Genomic DNA, 3,124 nt, shown 5'->3' on the forward strand with positions numbered 1-3,124 from the left:
CCATTTCGTCATGCTTTCTGCAGCGATATTTTCCGGTTCGATCGGTTCTTCGAAGATTTCTTCACTCCGGTTCCACCCGAGTTCCTCCGGATCATCCTTCCCGATGAACAGCCCGACGATCCCGATGACGAGCGCAATCGCAGCTGGGAAGATGAACATCCCGACGACACTGCCGTTAAAGAAGACGTTCGCTCCCCAAAGGGCGAGACCCCCGGCAATCGCTCCACCGATGTTGTGCGAAACGTTCCAGAAACCGAGGTAACGCCCACGTTTTTCAAACGGTGTCCAACGAGCAATCGTCGAATACGACGACGGTCCCCCAACCGATTGGAAGAACCCACTGAGTCCCCATAAAACCATCAAGAGACCGACTGGACTTCCACCAGCACTCATCAACAGTCCCATCGCGGTGACAATTAGAGAAGATAAGATCAATAAGAACGAGATGACACGTTTCGTGTTTTTCCCGTCAACGAAATAACCGAGTAACGTTTTCCCGATTCCGTATGTAATCGAGAAGGCAAAGCCGATATATCCGAGTTCCGTCGTCGTAAAGCCGAGTTCCTCTTTCAAGAGCGGTTGCGCTGCCTTGAAGTTGTTCCGGATGAGATACATCGCCATGTATGAGAAGAAGACGACTAAAAATGCCTTTAAGAATTGTTGTAACCATTGTTTCCGTTGTACTTCGATTGGTATGCCGGCATTCGGCAATTTTTTGATGCTGAAGAAGCCCATCTTCCATTTCCCCTATCTGAATCAGAGTCTTCGCATCATTTGTCCTGGAGCTGATTGAATCGACGGAGATAATCCCGATAGTCGGCGACGATATCCTGTCCGACGTTTTGCTGGATCGGTTGTGTCTTCGCGATCGCATAGGTCGGCGTACCAAACGAGACTTTCCGCAAGATGGCCTGACCGTCTGCTGAAAGCACGAAACGCATGAAGGCGTTCGCCTGCTTTTGTTGCGTCCGTCCTTTCAGCTTTGAAATCGCGTTGATCGAGTACGTATCGAGTGGAATGCTTTTGACAGGATAATACTTTTCGCGCAGCGATTGTTGATCCCCGATGAAATTGACCCCAAGCATCGCTTCCCCACTTGCGACATACGACGTCGGTGCAAAGCCGTTCGCCGTGAACAGTCGCGTTCGCTCGATTAGCTGGCGTAAGACGTTTTCCGCTTTCGTCCCGTATCCGTCAAAGACCGCTTGCAAGATCGTCGCACCGGTACCGGAATGGTTCGGATCCGGCAAAATCAACTCGTCCTGATACCGCTTCGCCGTCAAGTCAGCCAGCGTTTTCGGATAAGCTGCTCCCCCGAACCGCTCGTTCCAAACGTCTGTATTAATGACGATCGCTAAGCGTTCGACTTCATAGCCGATCCAGTAGCGATCCGGATCCTGCAGTTCCGCTTGATCCATGTCGCTTGGGAACGGTGTCGATAATCCCCGTTGTTTGAGCGTCTGGTGGGCATCCCACGTTCCGCCGATGATGACGTCGGCGCGCGGATGATCCGCTTCCTTCGTCACACGCCGGACGAGTTCTTCTGTCGAGAGACGCACGAACTCATACGTACAACCCGCCTGCTCACAATATGACGACAGCAAGGCGCGACCGATATCCTCTTTCGCGGAAACATACGCCGTCAAATGCGGTACGGTTTCCCGTGCAGCCGTTCCCTGCTTCGTCTGTTCATTGTTGCGGACGATCCAAATGCTCATGAGACAAATGATACTCAGCAAGAAGAGCATTCCTTTTCTCATCGATCTGCCTCCTTCCCGGTCGGCAGGAGTTGTCCGTTTAAATAGAAGGTGTTCCCATTGTCATCATCCATGTACTGGACGCTGAACAACGTCTCGTATACGGTGATGTTCAGCAGATTGGCACGCGTATTCTGCTCATTCTTGAACCGCTGGAGCTTGAGAATGCGCGGCTGCCGCTGACTCGCATCAAGTGCCTGACCGACTTCTTCGTAGTCCGTCATCGGCTCTGCTTGCGCCAGGCGACGCTTGACGTCTTCACGCTCGCGTGCGGTTAGAGTACGCGACCGTCCCGCTGCATACCATGTCACGACTTCCGCCTCAGCAAACTGACGCGCGAGCTGTTCCGGTTCGTGATAGGCGTTTAAGAACCGTGCTTTTAATGTCGTCGTTTGGGTGCTGGGACGTTTTGCAACACATTGTCCATTCAGTGTCATGCTTTCCCCGAGCGAGAACGTCCACGTCGTTCCGTTCAAGAAACGAAGCGTTCCGGTAAACGTCGCCGTCGCCGTACCCGCCGGACAGGTCCCGTTTGTCACCGTCTTCATTTGCTTCAATAGCGTCGTGATGCGCTGGACTTCCGTTCCGTCTTCTACCGTCTGCTCCCCCCATGCCCGGTGACGTAATGTCAACTCCGTCGGCAGCGAGTCATCGGAAGCATTCAGTCGTTTCGGTCCATCGAGGACATGTAAGCGTCCGAAGACCGTCTGCTGAAGCAAAAGAAGACCGAGGGCAAACAAGACCCCCATCAGGAAGAGATAGGCGATGGTCGATGCTTTCATGATTCCTCTCCTTGCTTGATTCTTAGATTACGGGGCAATTGTTTCGTAAATCCGGTCGAAATGTTTCGTAAATGTATCATTTGTAAGCGATTACATCATGTTTGGTCGGCTAATCGGAAGGTGAGTGTGATACGTGTACCGCTCGCATCACTTTCCAGTGCGAAATCGCCGCCTTGTTCCTGCATCAAACGCCGACAAAGCGGTAGACCGAGTCCATTCCCGCTCGCCGTCGTCAGACTATGTTGCTCCTCCTTCCATTCGGTCAGGACGGCTGGATCCATACCAATTCCGTCATCTGTCATGAGAAGTTGTAAGCTCGTGTCCGTACTGACTGCTGCGAACGTCACCGTCATCGCGTCACTGTACTTGACGGCATTCTCGAGAAGATTTAACAAGACTTGCTTCGTCTGATCCGGTTGTCCGAGCACGTAAATAGAAGGAACATCTTGTTCGACTTGAATCCCTTGTCCGTCAAGTCGCAGTTGCATGATGAATAAGGCGTCTGCGAGCAAGACATCGAGTGCGAACATCGTCGACGTCGCGTGGCGTTCGTTGCGTTGTTGTTTCGCCTGTTCAAGATTGTGT

At 52.3% G+C, this 3,124-nt stretch carries 4 protein-coding genes; all 4 read right to left on the reverse strand.

The features are described from left to right. Positions 1–735 (reverse strand): MFS transporter (locus tag F8N00_RS17300; protein WP_421018671.1); only part of this gene is annotated, 735 nt, incomplete at its 3' end. A 35-nt stretch (positions 736–770) separates the two neighbouring features. Then, a complete protein-coding gene (locus F8N00_RS17305; protein WP_052017082.1) occupies positions 771–1,760 on the reverse strand; it encodes an ABC transporter substrate-binding protein in 990 nt (329 codons plus the stop codon). Next, on the reverse strand, positions 1,757–2,539 hold the full coding sequence (locus F8N00_RS17310; RefSeq protein WP_421018672.1) for a DUF3919 family protein: 783 nt from the start codon (positions 2,537–2,539) through the stop codon (positions 1,757–1,759). The genes F8N00_RS17305 and F8N00_RS17310 overlap by 4 nt, the downstream gene beginning before the upstream one ends. Before the next feature lie 95 nt (positions 2,540–2,634). Continuing rightward, positions 2,635–3,124: sensor histidine kinase (locus tag F8N00_RS17315; protein ID WP_421018673.1), on the reverse strand; the 490-nt coding region annotated here is incomplete at its 5' end.

It is taken from the genome of Exiguobacterium sp. A1_3_1, from assembly GCF_048985645.1.
GTDB lineage: Bacteria > Bacillota > Bacilli > Exiguobacteriales > Exiguobacteriaceae > Exiguobacterium_A > Exiguobacterium_A indicum.

Coding starts and splice junctions, on each gene's coding strand:
- F8N00_RS17305 (WP_052017082.1), bottom strand. CDS start 1,760: ATGAGAAAAGGAATGCTCTTCTTGCTGAGTATCATTTGTCTCATGAGC.
- F8N00_RS17310 (WP_421018672.1), bottom strand. CDS start 2,539: ATGAAAGCATCGACCATCGCCTATCTCTTCCTGATGGGGGTCTTGTTT.